The sequence below is a fragment of the Kineococcus indalonis genome (assembly GCF_009906395.1).
GTDB lineage: Bacteria > Actinomycetota > Actinomycetes > Actinomycetales > Kineococcaceae > Kineococcus > Kineococcus indalonis.
In genome coordinates, this window is the sequence record NZ_JAAALM010000921.1 from 1 (window position 1) to 813 (window position 813).

The 813-nt window shown below is 79.8% G+C and carries 1 protein-coding gene and 1 pseudogene; both read left to right on the forward strand.

Annotated elements, in window-relative coordinates; translation table 11 throughout:
* Positions 1-44 precede the first annotated feature (44 nt).
* A complete protein-coding gene (locus GTR00_RS21950; RefSeq protein ID WP_166613599.1) occupies positions 45-539 on the forward strand; it encodes a SigE family RNA polymerase sigma factor in 495 nt (164 codons plus the stop codon).
* A pseudogene (locus GTR00_RS21955) lies at positions 533-813 on the forward strand (hypothetical protein); the annotation flags it as partial. The gene GTR00_RS21950 and the pseudogene GTR00_RS21955, both read left to right, overlap by 7 nt.

Below are 813 nucleotides of genomic sequence, written 5' to 3' on the forward strand. Positions count from 1 at the left end.
GGGCGCTGCGGCGTCTCAGTGAGCAGCCGACGTGAGGGGGAGCCGTGGAGGGGTCGTTCGAGGAGTTCGTCACCGCCAGCGGTGGCCGGCTCCTGCGGACCGCGCTGCTGCTCACCGGCGAGCGCGCCGCCGCCGAGGACCTGCTCCAGGACGTCCTGGAGCGCGTCTACGTGCGCTGGCGCTCCGTGCAGGACCCGCAGGCCTACGCCCGCACCGCGATGACCCGCGCCGTCACCGACCGGTGGCGCCGCGCGGGCCGCCGGCCGCGGGAGGTGCCCCTGCAGGACTGGCACGAGCGCGCCGTCGCCGACGGGGCGGTGGACCGCGCGGCGCGCGCGGGCGTGGTGGCGCAGCTGCGCCTGCTGCCCCCGCGGCAGCGGGCGGTCATCGTGCTGCGCTACTTCGAGGACTGGTCGGAGGAGCGGATCGCGGACGAGCTGGACGTCTCGCGCGGCACCGTCAAGAGCCAGGCCGCCAAGGGGCTGGCCCGGTTGCGCGAGCTCATGGGTGCGGACGAGGAGGAGATGAGCCGGTGGTGAACGAGCTGGAGGAGCGGCTGCGGCGCGAGATGGCGGCCGCGGTGCAGGGGGTCGAGGCGCCCGAGGGCCTGGCGGGCGCGGCGAGCCGGGGCGGGCGCCGCCGGCTGCGGCGGCGCCGCGCGCTGCTGACGGCGCCGGCGGCCGCGGCCGCGGTGGGAGCGGTGGGCGTGGCCTCCTGGGCCGGCTGGCCCCGCGCGGGCGGCGCGACGCAGGTGGCCCCGGCGGCCAGCGCGTCCACCGCCCCCGGGCCCGCCGCGGGCCCGGGGGCGGTGGA